General features: G+C 65.1%; 11 protein-coding genes and 1 pseudogene. 5 read left to right on the forward strand and 7 right to left on the reverse strand.

Annotation, left to right across the window (positions count from 1 at the left end):
- Nucleotides 1–8: 8 nt before the first annotated feature.
- The 3 genes and pseudogenes from ABZ420_RS09285 to ABZ420_RS09295 form a co-directional block, all read right to left on the reverse strand.
- Nucleotides 9–2,267, reverse strand: coding sequence for a heavy metal translocating P-type ATPase (locus ABZ420_RS09285; RefSeq protein WP_357119339.1), 2,259 nt, complete (start codon nt 2,265–2,267; stop codon nt 9–11).
- 14 nt (nt 2,268–2,281) lie between these two features.
- Entirely contained in the window at nt 2,282–3,022 is a 741-nt protein-coding gene (locus tag ABZ420_RS09290) for a zf-HC2 domain-containing protein (protein ID WP_357119342.1), read from the reverse strand.
- Nucleotides 3,023–3,097: 75 nt separating this feature from the next.
- Nucleotides 3,098–3,274: pseudogene (locus ABZ420_RS09295) on the reverse strand (helix-turn-helix domain-containing protein); the annotation flags it as partial.
- A gap of 477 nt (nt 3,275–3,751) precedes the next feature.
- On the opposite strand from ABZ420_RS09295, the gene ABZ420_RS09300 reads away from it, so the two are divergent.
- On the forward strand, nt 3,752–4,906 hold the full coding sequence (locus tag ABZ420_RS09300; protein ID WP_357119345.1) for a hypothetical protein: 1,155 nt from the start codon (nt 3,752–3,754) through the stop codon (nt 4,904–4,906).
- Between the two features lie 191 nt (nt 4,907–5,097).
- Here ABZ420_RS09300 and ABZ420_RS09305 read toward each other — a convergent pair whose 3' ends face one another.
- Nucleotides 5,098–5,544 carry a hypothetical protein gene (locus tag ABZ420_RS09305; RefSeq protein ID WP_357119348.1) on the reverse strand — a complete coding sequence of 149 codons (447 nt, stop codon included), beginning with the start codon at nt 5,542–5,544 and terminating at the stop codon, nt 5,098–5,100.
- 692 nt (nt 5,545–6,236) lie between these two features.
- On the opposite strand from ABZ420_RS09305, the gene ABZ420_RS09310 reads away from it, so the two are divergent.
- From ABZ420_RS09310 to ABZ420_RS09320, 3 genes are read left to right on the forward strand one after another with little or no spacing between them, the layout of a single operon-like run.
- Nucleotides 6,237–7,142 (forward strand): restriction endonuclease, encoded by a 906-nt coding sequence (locus ABZ420_RS09310; protein WP_357119433.1) that lies wholly within the window; start codon nt 6,237–6,239, stop codon nt 7,140–7,142.
- Nucleotides 7,143–7,155: 13 nt separating this feature from the next.
- Nucleotides 7,156–7,734, forward strand: a complete 579-nt coding sequence (locus ABZ420_RS09315) for a hypothetical protein (RefSeq protein ID WP_357119351.1) — start codon at nt 7,156–7,158, stop codon at nt 7,732–7,734.
- 16 nt (nt 7,735–7,750) lie between these two features.
- Nucleotides 7,751–8,173, forward strand: coding sequence for a hypothetical protein (locus ABZ420_RS09320; RefSeq protein ID WP_357119354.1), 423 nt, complete (start codon nt 7,751–7,753; stop codon nt 8,171–8,173).
- Between the two features lie 855 nt (nt 8,174–9,028).
- On the opposite strand, the gene ABZ420_RS09325 is transcribed toward ABZ420_RS09320, so the two are convergent.
- Nucleotides 9,029–10,300, reverse strand: coding sequence for a helix-turn-helix domain-containing protein (locus tag ABZ420_RS09325; protein WP_357119357.1), 1,272 nt, complete (start codon nt 10,298–10,300; stop codon nt 9,029–9,031).
- Between the two features lie 236 nt (nt 10,301–10,536).
- Nucleotides 10,537–10,983: a MarR family transcriptional regulator gene (locus ABZ420_RS09330; RefSeq protein ID WP_357119360.1), complete on the reverse strand. Its 447-nt coding sequence runs from the start codon at nt 10,981–10,983 to the stop codon at nt 10,537–10,539.
- A gap of 1,115 nt (nt 10,984–12,098) precedes the next feature.
- On the opposite strand from ABZ420_RS09330, the gene ABZ420_RS09335 reads away from it, so the two are divergent.
- Nucleotides 12,099–14,396 (forward strand): bifunctional SulP family inorganic anion transporter/carbonic anhydrase, encoded by a 2,298-nt coding sequence (locus ABZ420_RS09335; RefSeq protein WP_357119363.1) that lies wholly within the window; start codon nt 12,099–12,101, stop codon nt 14,394–14,396.
- A gap of 151 nt (nt 14,397–14,547) precedes the next feature.
- On the opposite strand, the gene ABZ420_RS09340 is transcribed toward ABZ420_RS09335, so the two are convergent.
- Nucleotides 14,548–15,942 carry an AarF/ABC1/UbiB kinase family protein gene (locus tag ABZ420_RS09340; RefSeq protein WP_357119436.1) on the reverse strand — a complete coding sequence of 465 codons (1,395 nt, stop codon included), beginning with the start codon at nt 15,940–15,942 and terminating at the stop codon, nt 14,548–14,550.
- Nucleotides 15,943–16,039: the final 97 nt, after the last annotated feature.

The following is a 16,039-nucleotide window of genomic DNA, read 5'->3' on the forward strand; positions in this document are numbered from 1 at the left end:
GGCACCGATCAGCCGCCCAGACGTGCTCGACGCAGGCGCAGGCTGTTGGAGACCACGAAGAACGACGAGAATGCCATCGCCGCACCCGCGATCAGGGGGTTCAGCAAACCCAGCGCGGCGACCGGTATGGCGACGATGTTGTAGCCGAAGGCCCACACCAGGTTCCCTTTGATGGTGCGCAAAGTCGCGTGCGCGAGCTCGATCGCGTCGGTGGCCGCGGCGAGGTCTTCGCGCACCAGGATGACGTCGGCGGCGGCGATCGCGACATCGGTGCCCGCGCCGATCGCCATGCCGAGGTCGGCGGTGGCCAACGCCGCGCCGTCATTGATGCCGTCGCCGATCATGGCGACTCGATGTCCGTGCTCCTGCATCTGCGCGATCAGCTCGACCTTGCCCTCGGGCAGTAGTTCGGCCACCACCTCGTCGATGCCGATTTCGTCGGCGACGGACTGCGCGACGTACGCGTTGTCGCCGGTGAACATGCACACGCGCAGGCCGAGTCGATGCAGTCGGGCTACAGCGGGAGCCGCGCTGTCTTTCACTGTGTCGGCCACCGCGAGGAGCGCGACTGCGACCCTGTCCACCCCGACCAGCACCACAGTGCGACCGACTCGTTCTTGGCGGCGGAGCTCCCGTAGCAGGGCCGGGGGCACGTCGATGCGTTGTTGATGAAAGAGCCGGAGCCTTCCCACGCGCACTTGTGCACCTTCGACGGTGCCGCGTGCACCCAATCCCGGGAGTGCCTCGAACGATTCGACCGTGGGCAAGGTGTCGTGCGCCTGTCGTGCGTGCCGCGTGATCGCAGCCGCGACCGCATGTTCGGAGGCCGATTCCACGGCCCCGGCGAACCGCAGCACCTCGGTGTCGGTGAGTGCGCCCTCGACGGTTACGGCGACGACCTTCATCACCCCGTGGGTGAGGGTGCCGGTTTTGTCCAGCACTACCGTGTCGACGTCACGGGTCGCTTCCAGCGCTTGATGGCCCTTGATGAAGATGCCCAGTTGCGCACCACGGCCGGATGCCACAAGCAGAGCGGTGGGTATGGCCAGACCCAGCGCGCACGGACAGGCGACGACCAACACCGCCAGCGCTGCCGCGGCCGCACGCTCGCCTCCGCTTCCGGTCATCCACCACACGCCGAAGGTCGCGCCTGCGAGCAGGAAAACGCACGGCACGAAGACCGATGACACGCGATCGGCCACGCGCTGCATGCGCGCCTTGCCGGTCTGCGCCTGCTCGACGAGCCGGATCATGCCCGAGAGTTTGGTGTCGGCACCTACCGCGGCGGCCTCGACGATCAGCCGTCCGGTCAGCGCGGTGGTACCGCCGATCACCGCCATACCCGGCGCGATGTCGACCGGGAGCGATTCGCCGGTCATGGCCGAGGCGTCGATGCTGGACTCGCCCGATACCACGAGTCCATCAGTGGCGATCGTCTCGCCCGGACGGACCACGAACCGCTGCCCCTCGACGAGTTCGCCGATCGGAATGCGCATTTCGTGATCGTCGCGGGTCAGCACGGTGACCTCGCGGGCGCCGAGGGCGGCCAGCGCCCGCAACGCGCTGCCCGTCGCGCGCTTGGCCTTGGCCTCGAAGTATCGCCCCGCGAGGACGAACGAGGTGACGCCCGCCGCGACTTCGAGATAAATGGCGTCACTGGCCCAGATCGCGGCCCACACTCCTTTCGGCGCGGTTCCGGTCCGGGATGGGTGCAGATACATCGTGTCCAGTGACCACAAGGTGGCGGTGAGGACGCCGACCGAGACGAGGGTGTCCATACTCGCTGCGCCGACTTTCGCGCCCGCCAACGCGCGGCGGTGGAACGGCGCGGCGGACCACAGCACCACGGGCAGCGCCAGCGCGGTGAGGATCAACTGCCAGCCGGGAATCCTGGTGGTGGGCAGAGTCGCGAACATCACCGACAGGTCGGCCAGCGGAAAGAACGCCAACAGTGCGACCACCAGGCGCCGCAGGAGGTCTTTGACCTCGGCATCCTCGGGGGCTGCGCTGATCGCCTCGGCGTGCTCGGTGATGGGCGACGCGCCGTATCCCGCGGCGTCGACTTCTGCGCAAAGGTCTTCGGCGGTGACATCGTCGGCGGCATCAATGGTGGCGACTCCGGTCGCATAGTTCACCGACGCGGTGACACCGTCGACTTTGTTCAGCCTGCGCTCCACCCGGCTCGCGCACGCGGCGCAGCTCATCCCGGTGACCGCCAGCGAGATCCGGTTGGGTGTCAGGATTGTCGAGTCGAGCTCGATGGTCATGTGAGTCCCTCTTACTATGCGGCGGGATCTTGGGTCGAGCGGAGATGATCTGCGCGCTTGCCCAATCGGGCACCTGCGGGCAGGACGAATTCGGTGGGTGCGCGGTCGCCGACCGGGGGAGAAGTGTGAGGTTGTCGCGTGCGGTGAACGATGGTGACCAGCGCCAGCGCGACGACCAATACGCCATGCGATGCGACACGCGGCAGCGGCACCATGCCGGCATGCAGGTCGGCGACTACGAAGGCGCTGAGTACTGCGACGACCGACGCGAGCACGGGCAGCACGCCTGCGGTGGCCGACGGACGTATCGCGCAGACGACCAGTCCGACTCCGATGGCCAGGTTCCACGCGGTGCTTTCGTTGAGTAGGTGGCGGGTCATCTCGACACCGTGGTGGCTCATCCCGAAGTCGAGGCCTGCGATTTGGGCCAGTGCGAGGCCGACCTGCGCGGCGCCGAGCAAACCCAGCAACAGTCGTGTCAACTCGGCACGGGAGTTCGGGACGATGCCGCGCAGTGTCGAGCAGACCGATCGCCTCGGCCGTTGCAGTTCGGCTGCGGCGAAGATCGCGTCGGTGAGGTCGGGCGCGTGCGATCGGCTGCCGCGCACGAGCTTCGAGACCTCCACGGCCGTGACATACCAGGAACAGCACTCCCGACACTGCTCCAGGTGCTCGTTCACCCGCGCCGAGGGGACGGCTTCGGGCTCACCGTCGATCCGAGCAGACAGTGCTGTCCGGCAAACTTCGCACTCCACGTGCAGATTGTCGTCCACTCCGACACTCGAGTTCCCCGAGGGCCACGATTACCGTCCGGCGGGTAACCCGCAGCCTCAGACCGAGCGGGGCGCGGAGGCATGGGTGGCGCCGAGCCAGTGCAAGAGTTGGTGAATCGTTTCGTCGGCGAGGCGGTAGCGCACGATTCGGCCGCTTTTGGATGCGGTGACCCAGCCTCGGTGACGCAACTGGCGCAGGGCATGTGAGGCGGTCGCCGTCATGCCGACGGCGCTCCCGTACGACTTCGTGCGATGTCTGGTCGGGGCCGCAGAGCCCGCCAGGATGGGTGCCGGACGCCGCCGTCGCTGGTCCATTAGGTGAAGGACACATCGCCCACGAGTCGGGGCTCGACCCAGATGGCGTCTTTGACGTCCACTTCGACGGTGTGCGTTTTGCTCTGTAGTGGTGGAAGTTTCGCCAAAAGGCGCGCAGCATCGCGTCGGTGAGACCGGTCCCTACACTGCCGACATAGGCGGCGGTCATCAGCGGTCGGCCCAGAGATTCGTGCCACCTGCAGCACCTGGACCGATGGGATCGCGCCCGCTGTTGGGAGCCGAGCGAACGTCACTTCATAGCCGCTGCGACGGACGCGCAGCAACCGTCGTATCGGGCAGCGGCACATCGTGATCGGCCTACCACTGTGCGGGGCACCCAGCGTGTAACGGGTCGGGCGAGGACGACGAATCCCGGGTGACAGGGAGGAGTCAACCGTGCGGGGTGAGTTCACCGGACACGTGAAGCAGCTGAATCCGGCGCTGGGCGATGAACACTTTCATAGAGTGTTCGCCAGGTGTTTTCCCGAGTTCGAGAACCAGGTCGGCGCCCACCGCAACCTCGGTGTCGGCAACGTGATCACCAGCACCGGCTTCTATGAGGTGGAGAAAGGCCGCCGGAGACGCTTCGCGGGAGGACCGGATCTACCGGTCAGCCGCTACCACTCGGTGTGCGGGGACGCATCCGGTCACGACGACGGGACCATGTGCTACGAGCTGATGACCTATTGGAGCGGGCGGCTCAGCGGCGGCGTGTTCCCGTCGGTGTTCGACACCAGTAGCCATCCTGGCGCGGACCGGTTCGTCGAGTCCCTCCGGGGGTTTGTGGCGGAGTCCCCGGACCTGCGGTACCGCGACTCGGCCGAGCGTTTGCTCGACAGCGGACGACCATTCCTGTCGGTCATTCCCATGCGCGCGCATGCCTCGGTGCGGGAAACGCAGGATGCGCAGGAATTCGTGGATTTTCCCGGGTTATGCGAACTGACAATCCGCGAAGTCACCGTGCCGGACTGCCTGGACCTGCGGCTTGAAGCGCACCGCGAGTTCTTCTGCACCGAGCTGGTGGAAACCGAACCGATGAATGCGCGAGCACAGTTTGCCGGCACCCGCCATGAGTCCACGGTGGACTTCATTTCGGTGATGAGCGCCATGATCTTTCCCGAACTGGGCGGCGAGATGTTCCACGCCGCGGTCGGACATGTACTGCGCAAGCGCGGCTATCAGGGCCTGGTCTTCCCGTCCGCACGCAACGACTCACGGGTCGTCAATGTCGATGGCGTGCTCGTGGAGCACGGCGGGTGGAACTTCGTCGACTACCGGCGCGCGCCACAGATCAGCGAGCGCGGCGTCCACTATGGCGTGCCGATCGGCCGCGTGCTGAACCGGCAGAGTCTCGCCGACCTGGGCGTGGAGGCCTACATCGTCGATCAGCACCCACGCGACGGCGTGGAATGCGACGCCACCGGATACATGACGGAGGGTGTCGCGGCCCAGGAATGGCAGCGGATCGAGCACGAGCTGACCCAGCTCGCGGCGGGCAGGACGCCGGGGTTGCACTACGACCGGTTCTCGTTGCGGCCGCTGCGCGAGTGACGCACACCGTTGCGGCAACCGATGTCAAGACGTGGACGAAGTGCCGAATTGCGGTGTCGCTAGCGAGAGTCTCAACCTTCGACGCTGCGCGCGGTGGAACCTAGAAGATCATCGGCGACGAGCTCCGCCCGCGACGGCGGCGCGCACCCGGCTGTCGGTGAACGCCGCCGAACGCAATCACGGTGTGGGCACTATCCCAGGGTGAACACGTTTGCCTTGCCGGAAACGACAACGTCGTTGCGATCGACCAACGCGACCCGCACCTGCACTGTCTGCCCCGCCGACAGCGACGCGTCCTCCCCATCGGCTCCGACCATGAGGACCACAGCGGTATGTCGGGCTCCGTCGCATATGACGGTGTTCTGCGCGCCGGTAGCCGACGGCCTGTCCGCATTGGGATCGCCAACCATCGCCTTGATGCCGGCCACTCCGGCCGAGGCATCGCAACTGTAGTCGACCCCCACGTTGGCGGGACCCACGCCGCTGATGTCGACTGTGTTGTCGGCGAGCGCGGGAGCAGCGGCCGAGACAACGGCCAGCCCCGCCGCTGAGAAAACAGTCACGATGAGGGCAGTACGTCGGTAGTTCCGAATAGTCACCATGGATCTTCGTCCTCTCGGGTAGCGGAAGTAGATCACGGAACACAATCGAAAGGGACCGCGGCGCTCACCGGCGTGGAGATGACAACCCACTTGCGCCGATCACCCGCTACAAACCTACGTCGGAGACGCGTTTCCACGACGGAGAATGCCGAAGGAGGCCCGGTGGAAATCGCGTCGTCACGTCCGCCAGGGCCGAGAATTCCGGGAGTGCCGTACCTGCGTGTAGCGAATGTCATGCGCGGCTACCTGGACTTGGACGAGATCAAGACCATGAAGGTAACGTCAACTGCGATGGAGCGGACCCGGCTTAACTAGGGGGCCTGCTCGTTGCGGAAGGCCACGGCAACGCCCACGAGATCGGGAGAGTAGCAGTATGGGATGGACCAATCCCGGAGGGTACGCATCAGAACCACTTGATTCGTCTTCGGTGCCATGATGTCATCCATCAGCAGTTTGCCGCCTACTATCTGGATCCGCTGGAGAGGGTGGGCCCTTCTTCGCTCAGCGAAGACAACGTCGGGACTGAACACGATCAGTGCAGCGCAGGTGAACTCGGCGCCAATTGTAGTGCCACCAACCGAAGTCTAGGATCAGTTGGTGCAAACCCCGGAAAGCGTCATGTCGATGGGTGCGTGCCACCGCACCGCCCTCGCTGAACTCGACTCCCTCTTCGCATCTCTCCAATCCCGCGCCTTCCGAGGCGAACTGTGACCGCACCGGTGTCGGCGATGCCGATATGGTCGGGCTTTCTCACGCCGGTGCTGGAAATCCTTACTGACGGCCAGATCTGGCGTAAGCGCGACCTGCACACGGCGGTGGAGGACCATCTCGGGCTGACAGCCGAGCAGCGGGCCGAGGTGCTGCCGTCGGGGCAGGGGCGCGCTGACAACCGGATCGGGTGGGCGCTCAGCGGGCTGTACCGCGCGAAGCTCGTCGACAAGCCGGCCCGCGCTACCTTCGTCATCACCGATGCGGGCCGAGCTCTGCTCGCCGCTCACCCCGCAGGGATCACCGAGAAGATCCTGAAAGCGCTACCCGAGTACCAGGACTACACACCGGCGCGGACAGGCTCCTTGAATGGCCACACCGTAGCCGACGCACATGTCGCCGACGAAGTAGTCGACCCACTCGAGCAGATCGAGCGTGGTGTCGAACGCCTCCATTCCGAGGTCGCCGCCGACCTGCTGGCACGGCTGCGCGGCCAGGATCCGGCGTTCCTCGAACACTCGGTACTCGACGTTCTCGTCGCCATGGGATACGGCGGCACCGAAGGCCGGGCCGCCCGGATCGGCGGGTCCGGTGACGGCGGAGTGGACGGCGTCATCGATCAGGACCCGCTCGGCCTCGAACGCATCTACGTGCAGGCCAAGCGCTATGCTGCGGACAACACCGTCGGTCGGCCGGAAATCCAGGCGTTCGTCGGCGCGTTACACGGCGTCGGAGCCGCCCGCGGCGTCTTCATTACCACGAGCGCCTTCACCTCGGGTGCCCGCGAGTACGCGCAGAACATCGGTACCCGCATCATCCTCATCGACGGCAGGCGCCTCGCCGAGCTGATGATCCGCTACGGCGTCGGCGTCCAGACGCGACAGACCTTCACGGTCGTCGAGGTCGACGAGGACTACTTCGAGTGACCCCAGGACTCCCATGAGCACACTCCACCACTCCGCCAGCGACGAGAACTTCGCCGAGCTACAGCAAGACCCGTTCTTCGACCCCGCGGTCGACCTCATCGCCGATTACCTCGCCGCCGCGTTCGACGACCCCGCCGACGGGGAGGTGGACCGGTGGACGCTGAGTGCGCTACCCGCCACGAACAGGACCGCCGCGCGTCAGCGCCTGTTCACGCTGAACGTCGGGCCGATGGAAGTGCTGTATGTCGAGCGGTTCCTGGAGGGCAACGGCATCGTGGACTACCGCATCGCGATGTACATGTCGGAGTACGCGCTCACCGGAGAGACCCTTCGCACCCTGGATCAGTTGAAAAACACCCTTCCACTATTGCATTTTCAGCGCACCGGACTGGCCTCTGCGGGCGGCGACGGGATCGTCGTCCACTGGTTCGTCTCCGACGAAGGCGCCGACGAGCAGTTCTTCGGCCTGCCCCTCGCCGCAGCGGTCCGACGCCTCGCTGAGCTCCTTGTAACCAGGGGGCGTGGACCGTACGCGCCGTATCACAACCGCGCCTTTGCCGCTGACGTCCTCGGGCGCATCGGCGGCGCCTGAGGAACCGGGCCTTTCCATGGCCCGCCTCGACGGCGTCCAACGTGAAATCCGGCTGCTGGTCGACCATCGTGACGACCTGGTGGCCGAGCGCACCCACCTCGCTACCACGTTGAGATCCAGTGCGGGCGACTTCGGGACGCCACAACCAGACATCGACCACACCGTTGCGTCGGTAGTCGTCGTGCCTGCGGGTCCATTCCTCATCGGTCAGCGGGCCGCCCTGGACCTCGAGAGCAACCTCACGGCCGTCGCCGAAGGCTTGCGGCATCACCTGAAATCATATGGTGTTGCAGGCCAACGGCTTCGGCCACGAATCTACGAACTCAGCGATCTCGGACGCGAGCAGAATCCTGCCCGTCCCCGGGTGACGCGCACGCGACATCGCCACCTTCGAAGGCCGAACACCGGCGCGCGGTCGCGACTCGCTACGACAAACTAGCGAGCACCTACTGCGCCGGATTCACGCTGGCCCTCATCATCGAATGGCTCAAATCATTGGGAGACACGACCCAGCCCCACCGCGTTGACGAGCGATTTCCGCGCGACCGGCCGAGATGCCGTCGCGCCATACCGTGGATCGGCGACTGCCGGACGCCTGGATCCCCGCCGATCCGGATGAACGGCCTCGGGTTTCATGCCCACAGGTATGTGACGAGGTTTGGCATCATGCTTTTGAAGTACTACGTGGCAACGTAGGCCAAGGGGGGTGAATAGTTTCAGCGTAGGGCTGCAGCAGTGGGCACGGCGTCGGGATCACCTCCAACGCAATTGTCGACACCGTGGCTGCGGTGGGATGAGTTTGGTCCAGAAGTCGTGGCGTACTGCGTCCCACAACTTGGCCATTTCCGGAAGGAGTTCTCGTGCTTGCGCGAGATCCGGAAAGTCCTCGGGGCCGAAGGATACGATCGGCGTGACACCGGCTGTCTCGTGGACTGCGACGATGGAGATCAGGTGGTTCTGGAACGGCCGCCATGTCGCGCGCAATCCGCCGGCTTCGGTTCGTCGCATATCATCCATTTCGTTTTCCAACTCGTCGACTTTCTCGAGAGCGATTCCGACCGTTGTCGAGGCCGATCTTCCGCTGATTCTCTTGCGCGATTACCATCGGCCGGTTCCGGCTCCGGATCGGCGTGGAAAACGCAAAGTTCTCTCGTTTCACAAATCGTAGGCGTGCCGGGTCGTGGAATCCTTCGGTCGGTGGCGCTTTCCAGCGCGGGCGAGGCCGTTCTGCGGCGGCGGGAACGGTGGACGCTGATCGACCGGAGTAATTCCGCGTGAGCCCGCCCGCGCCTGCTTACCTTCGGTAAGTGCGGGCAACCAATGCCGAACGCAGATGCCACAACCCGCTCGCCATGGTGGGATCGAATCCGGTGAGCTGACCGATCCGCTTGAGCCGGTAGTCCACGGTGTTGGTGTGTACGTGCAGTAGCCGCGCAGTGCGCCCGCGGTTCAGGTTGTGCGCGATATGGACCTGCAGGGTCTCCAGCAGTTCGGGATGCTCGTCCAGTGGGTCGAGCAGCGATCCGAGATGTTCACGGGCGGGCCCGGGGCGGGTGAGCTGGTATTCCAGGGCCAGATCGTCGAAGTGATACAGGTCCGGCACCGACCGTAACCGGGTGACCATGTCGAGCAGTTCGTGGGCTTGATCGGCAGCGGTGGGCACGGCGTCGGTGGTGGCGGTGACCGCCGTCGCGGTGATGTGCACGCGGGCCGCCCGCGATAGATGCTCGATCAGTTCCTTCAGGGTGCCCTTGGTGATGTGATCGGCGGGGATGAGCAGGGTGCCGCCGTCGACCGAAAGCAGCGACAGCACGGTGTCGTCGCAGCGAGTAGCCAGTTCCGCCTGCACGCGCCGGAGTTTGCGGCGCGCAACGACTTTCGCGTCCAGTATCGGGTTGGACTCGTCCGGGTGGGGCGGGATGGCGAGGGCTATGACGCGATAGCGGTCGGAGATGTCGATGCCACACTCGCGGGCCATGGTGGAGGTGGGGTGGCCCCCGAGCAGCGCTGAGGTGAGCGTGTGCACTGCCGTGTGGTGCTCCGACACGACCGCGCGCAGTTCACGCACATAGGCCGCCGAGACCGCCGTGGTCATGGTGTCGAGCATTTCGACGACGAGTTTGGCGCCGTCGAGGATGCTTTGATAGTCGGCCAGGCTGGGAGTACACATCGGTTCGGTGTCGGCCGAGCCGGAGGCCCGCTGCCGGGCCGAGGTGGTGGACACCACCAAGTCGAAGCCGATCTTGAAGCCCTCGTGGATAGCGTGGTGAATGGTACCGATGGGCACCCCTTCGCGAGCCCACTGGGCCGCCGCGTCCTCGAGTTGTTCGGTCTTCTCCGGAATGTTGCTGCCGTCCAGCATGCTGACTGCCAGTTCTAAGCACACACGGGTGATGATCGTGATGTCGCCGTGGATCGCGTCACCGGGCAAGGTGCCACAGGGGGCGACGGTTTCGACGAAATGGCCGACCATCTGCCGCGACAGGGCGCGGACATCTTTCAGCGGCAACGACATGGGCCGGCCGGATACCGTGAGCCCTTGTCGGCGTGTGGTGGTGACAGGCATAGCCGGACTTCCTTTCACCCCCGTTAACTGCACTATTGCTCCAGAATAGCCAGAGCAAGATTCAGAGGGGCGGTTTACTCCGAGTAACGTGAATTTCGGGAGGAGTGATCGGTAAGCGGTAGTGATAGTTCACAATGACGGTTCGGCCAGAGCCTCGACCTGATTTGCCGAGAGGCTGGTGAGCCGCGCAGCATACCTATCGGCGGTGCGCTCGCCTGGCGCACGACGTGGGTGGATCACCCGTAGGCGATCTTCTCCAGCAGATCCAGCGCTTCGTCCACCTTTTTCAGTTCGTCGGACGGCAAGTTCTCCAACAGAACTCGCGCGAGAGCATCGTTCAGTACCCCCTGGTGCCCGCGCGCCCAAGCCAGGCCGTCGTCGGTGAGCATCAGGTTCACGCGGCGTCTGTCGATCGGGTCGCGTACGCCGACGATCAAACCTCGATCTCGTAGCCCGTCGATGACATTGCGCATCGTCTGCGGGCGCAACATCTCCAGGCGAGCCAGATCGACAGCGGCCATGGCTCCGCCTCGATGCAACCGTCCCAGTACCGCCCACTGCGTCGCGGACAATCGACACTCATTCGGATCTCTCCGGATGCGGCGCAAAATCACGGTCAATGCAATGCGCAGGCGCGCCGCTGTCACGGCCAGTGCTGTGGGGTCTGCGGCATCTACGGCCATGCAACTCCTGACTCTCACCCGACCCGAAGCGAATGGTGGGTGGCGTTCTGCCTCGGCCCGCCTGCCGGGTGCTTGGTCATGTCGAGGGCCGATGCGCCGTCCGGGCCGCCCCATCGCGCTCGGTGACCGTGCCGGTGTGCGGGGCCGTTCGCCTGATCCCGGCGTCGACACCAGCTCCTTCACCGCCCGATCAGCGAGGGTGTTCAACGCGGGCTGTCTTCGGTGTGCCTTGCCTGGCGTCGCTCAGCCGACGGCCACGTTGCGCAGGCTGCGCGGCGGTGACGGCTTCGAACTGGGAAGCGCGCCGTGGTGCTCACCTGGACCGTGTCGGCACCGCCGCGTGCCAGTCGAGCTAGCCGATAGGCAGGCAGAAGGTGTTCTCGGCCGAGCCAAGGGGGATGGGAATGCATAATTCCACCGAGCCCGTGACGGGGGTGGCCGCGGACGCATCCGCTGAGGCCGTGCCGACACTGAGGGCGGTGGCCGATAGTGCGAATGCGGCCACGGCGAGCGGGCGGATAATTTTCGAGTTCATACAGTCATCCTCGGTCGTGTTCGTGGAGAATTCCCGGGGTTCGGGACGGGACGATCAGATCACGAACTCGAAGGTCCCTGCAATGTCGTTTCCAGAATTTGGATTTCTAGATCAACTCTTTCCGAAGTCGTCGTAGATCATCACAGTAACCAGTGGCATCAACACTGACTGTGACCCGAATGTACACGATAGTTCTGCTCGTTGCTTGTGGCATTTCGCCGCCCGGTATCGAATATGCCGACGCCGACCACAAGGGCCTGTCGTGCTACACCCGATCCCTGTGTTGTCGGGTGAACCTCGGCACAGCGGTGTGCCCGCCGTCGCAGGAAACTAATTTCTGAAGCAAATTTTCCCGGTGGCGCGCTGTGAAGCTGAGGAAGACGCTGCTCCTCGGAATAGTGCCGGTCACAAACATTCGTTCGTCCCGTTTTTCGCTGCGCTATTGCCAGTACGTTGATCTTGGGAACTCCCATGCCGGAGAGGCTGCAGGCATTGATAACCGTCGTCCGCGGCTGCCTTCGATGCCTGGAGAACATGTTCGACCGACCGGACCGGCCCGCAGGCCTGGCGAAGGAGAAATATGTCCACCAACACCGATGCGACCCCTTTATCGGCCGTTCCACCGGGGAGCCGCTGGTCTGATCGACTTTCCTCGATCTCCCGCCATGATCTGCCCGCCTCGATCGTGGTTTTCCTTGTCGCTCTGCCGTTGTCGCTCGGCATTGCCATCGCCTCCGACGCCCCTGTTGCCGCCGGCCTGATCGCGGCCGCTGTGGGTGGCATCGCGGTCGGCTTCCTCGGTGGGAGCCCGCTGCAGGTCAGTGGTCCGGCGGCCGGCCTCACTGTGGTCGTCGCCGAGACCATCCACCAGTTCGGTTGGAAGACCACCTGTTTCATCACCGCTGCGGCCGGCCTGTTGCAGATCGTGTTCGGTTCGAGCCGGATCGCGCGGGCCGCGCTGGCGATTGCGCCGGTCGTCGTGCATGCCATGCTCGCCGGTATCGGTGTCACTATCGCGCTGCAGCAGGTGCACGTACTGCTGGGCGGGGCGTCGCGCAGCTCGGCCTTCGAGAACATCACCGAACTTCCCGGTCAGCTGCTGAACGCGCATGGTGACGACTTCGTCATCGGAGTGATCGTCGTGGGCATCATCGTCGCCTGGCGCCGGGCACCCGAGAAGGTCCGCCTGATCCCAGGTCCGTTGGTCGCGGTGCTGACGGGTACGGTGCTGTCGCTCGTGCTGCCTGGCAATCCGGACCGCATCGAGATCGACAGCTCGCTGTTCGACGCCATCGGCCTGCCCGCTCTGCCCAGCGGCAACTGGGGCGGGGCGGTGCCGGCGGTGCTCACCATCGCCTTGATCGCCAGCGTGGAGAGCCTGCTGTCGGCAGTGTCCGTGGACAAGCTGCACACTGGCAGGCGTACCAACTTCGACCGCGAGCTGGTGGCTCAGGGCGCGGCCAACATGATCTCCGGCATGCTCGGTGGACTTCCGGTCACGGGCGTGATCGTGCGCAGCTCAACCAACGTGGCCGCCGGTGCGCGCACCCAATTCTCGGCGATTCTGCACGGCGTGTGGATCCTGGTGTTCTCCATTGCGCTCGTCGGCGTCGCGCAGCAGGTCCCGAAGTCGGCGTTGGCCGGGTTGCTCGTCGTGGTGGGGGTCCAGCTGGTGAAGCTGGCCCATATCCAGCTTGCCCGTCGCACCGGCGACCTGGCGGTATACGCGGTGACCATGGTCAGCGTGGTGTTTCTGAACCTGCTCGAGGGCGTGCTGATCGGCCTGGCTATGGCGATCGCAATGCTGCTGTGGCGAGTGGTAAAGGTATCGGTGCAGGTCACACCGGTGGCGGGCACCGACCGCTGGATCGTCCGCGTCGAGGGCACGTGCACGTTCCTGGCACTGCCGAAGCTGACCAAGAAGCTGGCCACTGTGCCGACCGGTACCGACGTACTTGTCGAGCTGACTGTCGACTTCCTCGACCACGCCGGCTACGAGGCCATCCACGACTGGGCCCAGCAGCACGAAAGTATCGGTGGCGAAGTGGAATTCGTCGAGATCGGTACCGCGCGCATGGAACACGTCATGACCGGCCCGCCCCGGCGCGGCCGGGCTCGCGGCATGCTCGACGAGGTGCTCGGCCCGTGGCGTGAGCGCAACGGCGACGCGGTCGCAGCCGGCGTGGTCGCCTACCATCGCAGTCACGCCAACGCAATGCGGCCGCACCTGGACCAGCTGCATGACCGGCAAGATCCGCATTCGTTGTTCCTCACCTGTGCCGACTCGCGCATCGTGCCCAATGTGATCACCAACAGCGGTCCTGGTGACCTGTTCACCGTCCGCAACGTCGGCAACTTGCACCCCGCGGACGGCTCGGACGCCTCGGTCGAGGCGGCCCTGTCCTTCGCGGTGGACAACCTGACGGTGCACAACGTGGTGGTATGCGGCCATTCCTCTTGCGGTGCCATGAAAGCCCTGCTGGCCGGCGCCTCCATCGGACCGGGACTGGACACCTGGCTCGCCCATGCCCGCCCTAGCCTGGATGCCTACCGTGCCGGGCACCCGGTGCGGGCCGTTGCGGCTGCCGCGGGTTATGACGAAACCGCCCAGCTGAGCATGGTCAACGTCGCCGTTCAGCTCGAGATCCTGCGACGCCACCCGGTGATCCGTCAGGCCGCCGCTGCACGCGGCCTGACGGTATCGGGCCTGTTCTTCGACATCTCCACCGCCCGTATGCTCGAGGTCACCACTGATGGCGTCAGCGAATTCAACGACCAGGTTGCCGAACCGGTCATGGTGCCTGGTCGGATGTTGTGGCAACACCATCCAGGCCACACATCGACCGCCGGAATCCGCAGTACGCCATCACAAGGATGAGCCCAACCGCAACGGCGGCGCTGCGACCAACACTCCCGGTCGGGTCCCCGCCGTTGTGCCACACCGTGAGTGCGTGGCACTGCCCGCCGTTACATCGGCGAAGAAGGGTCGAGGAGCGGATCGACTTCTCCGCAGTACGATGATGGCCTGGTCAGCGGTGGGAAGGTGGTCCCGACAGTCGCCCGGCTCGCCACCGTGCCGTTGCCCGCCCGATATCGGTTGCTGGAGGCTCGCCGTAGAGCCACTCACGGGCCAGCCTATGCCAATTGTTGGTCGTCTCCAGTTGGCCGAGTGCGGCGAAGGTGAACAACTCCGCCCGCCTGGAGAACACGTGCTCGGCCGGAAGCAGTTGATGCCGCATACCGCGGAATTCGTCCGCCCTCGGGTCGACGGCGAGCACCACTGCCGCGGTGGCGAGTTCGGGGGTGATCGTGATCTCCTCGTCGAGTAACTGCCAACCCGAGGCGGCCCACACGTACTCCAGGCATTCCTGTGGTGTGACGCTCGCGTCCGGATCGATGATGCCGCGGCCGATCCACGCCTGGTACAGATCCTCGGCCCGGTGTTCCCCGGCGGCGAGCAGGGACGCACGCTCGAACTCGGCGTCCGTGGGGTTCATCCGGTGATAGAGCCCGAAATCAACGAAGGCGAGGCGACCGTCCTTGTCCAGGAGGATGTTGCCGGGATGCGGGTCACCGCAGAACTCGTAGTCGGAGAACAGCGAACCGATGTAGAAGCGGTAGATCAGCTCACCGATCCGATCTCGGTCGGCCCCGGGCAGCGCCTGAATCTCTTGGAAGGGCTTCCCTTCGACGAATTCTGTCACGAGAACGTGATGCGTGCAGTGTTCTCCGACGCTGTCGGGGACGGTGATGAAGGGATGTTCGTGAAAGCGCGAGGCGACTCCATGCTGAGTCCGCGCTTCACGCAGGTAGTCGAGTTCACCGCCGATGTTGCGAGCGATCTCGTCCAGCACGGCGGCGTCGGCGGCGCTCGGCAGCACGGATCTCCAGAGCTTGGCGAACAACTGCAAGTTTCGCATGTCCGCGTGGACGGCCTCGTCCACACCGGGGTATTTCACCTTCACCGCGACCATGCGCCCGTCATGCAATCTCGCCCGATACACCTGGCCGATCGAGGCTGCGGCCACCGGCGTCTCCTCGAACTCGGCGAACACTCGGGACATCGATCCGAGATCACCCTCGATGACCTTCCGCATCGCGCTGAACGGAACCTCCGGTGCGCGATCTCGAAGTTCGGCGAGCTTCGCCCGAAACAGTTCACGGTGGGATTCGGGGACGAGGTCGACATCGAGAACCGACAACATCTGGCCCAGCTTCATCGCCGCACCCTTCATGCCGCCGAGCACCGTGACCATTTGCTGCGCGGCTTGCAGAGTGGACCGCTCGGCGAGTATCTGCCGGGCTTCCTCGGGCCGGCCGATCATGAACAACCGGGTCCCGACTCCGCGCACCGCCCGCCCCGCGACCAGTCGGCCCAGCCGAGTGCCCCGCGCCAGTCGACCTCTGGGCAGCTGACCGGTCATCATCAGCACCTCCGTGGGCCAGCCTATGACCAAGATCGCGTACCGCTGGTCTCAGCAACGTCGGCCGTCGATTCAACGGTCTAACAACTTACAACAA

Origin of the sequence: Nocardia sp. NPDC005745 (assembly GCF_040630775.1) — a bacterium.
Taxonomy (GTDB): Bacteria; Actinomycetota; Actinomycetes; order Mycobacteriales; family Mycobacteriaceae; genus Nocardia.

What these genes read in the sequence shown, in the direction of transcription:
- ABZ420_RS09285 (WP_357119339.1), bottom strand. Translation starts at nt 2,267, where the DNA reads ATGACCATCGAGCTCGACTCGACAATCCTGACACCCAACCGGATCTCG.
- ABZ420_RS09310 (WP_357119433.1), top strand. Translation starts at nt 6,237, where the DNA reads ATGCCGATATGGTCGGGCTTTCTCACGCCGGTGCTGGAAATCCTTACT.
- ABZ420_RS09315 (WP_357119351.1), top strand. Translation starts at nt 7,156, where the DNA reads ATGAGCACACTCCACCACTCCGCCAGCGACGAGAACTTCGCCGAGCTA.
- ABZ420_RS09320 (WP_357119354.1), top strand. Translation starts at nt 7,751, where the DNA reads ATGGCCCGCCTCGACGGCGTCCAACGTGAAATCCGGCTGCTGGTCGAC.
- ABZ420_RS09325 (WP_357119357.1), bottom strand. Translation starts at nt 10,300, where the DNA reads ATGCCTGTCACCACCACACGCCGACAAGGGCTCACGGTATCCGGCCGG.
- ABZ420_RS09330 (WP_357119360.1), bottom strand. Translation starts at nt 10,983, where the DNA reads ATGGCCGTAGATGCCGCAGACCCCACAGCACTGGCCGTGACAGCGGCG.
- ABZ420_RS09335 (WP_357119363.1), top strand. Translation starts at nt 12,099, where the DNA reads ATGTCCACCAACACCGATGCGACCCCTTTATCGGCCGTTCCACCGGGG.
- ABZ420_RS09340 (WP_357119436.1), bottom strand. Translation starts at nt 15,942, where the DNA reads ATGACCGGTCAGCTGCCCAGAGGTCGACTGGCGCGGGGCACTCGGCTG.